This window comes from Shewanella litoralis, assembly GCF_009828585.1.
GTDB classification, from domain to species: domain Bacteria; phylum Pseudomonadota; class Gammaproteobacteria; order Enterobacterales; family Shewanellaceae; genus Shewanella; species Shewanella litoralis.
Genome location: NZ_WSRZ01000114.1, coordinates 1 through 350 on the forward strand (window position 1 = coordinate 1; position 350 = coordinate 350).

The 350-nt window shown below is 42.3% G+C and carries 1 protein-coding gene; it reads left to right on the top strand.

Features of this window, described 5'->3' with window-relative positions:
• Positions 1-200, top strand: a 200-nt coding sequence (locus tag GQA99_RS20340) for a hypothetical protein (RefSeq protein WP_160057028.1), incomplete at its 5' end; no start/stop codon positions are given.
• Between the last annotated feature and the right edge of the window lie 150 nt (positions 201-350).

Here is a 350-nt window from a genome sequence, read left to right on the forward strand (position 1 = left end):
ACTCAGAAGTGAAACACAGTATCGCCGATGGTAGTGTGGGGTCTCCCCATGTGAGAGTAGGTCATTTCCAGACGCCTAATAAGTATGAAAGCCCGTTGCTAACGCAACGGGCTTTTTTACGTCTGGAGTTTGAGTTTTTGGCATCAACCTGTATTTATCAAAATGAGCAAGATAGCAGTGTGGTCGATATGCCCATGTGAGAGTAGGTCATTTCCAGGCGCCTAATAATACCATTTACATTAATTAACTGGTCAGTTTTGTCCAGCTTCTAGAGCATAATTTAATGACCCTTTCAGGCTCTGCAATAAAGTGATTCCATGCAATTGAGCACTGTTCAACAATATCGTCAT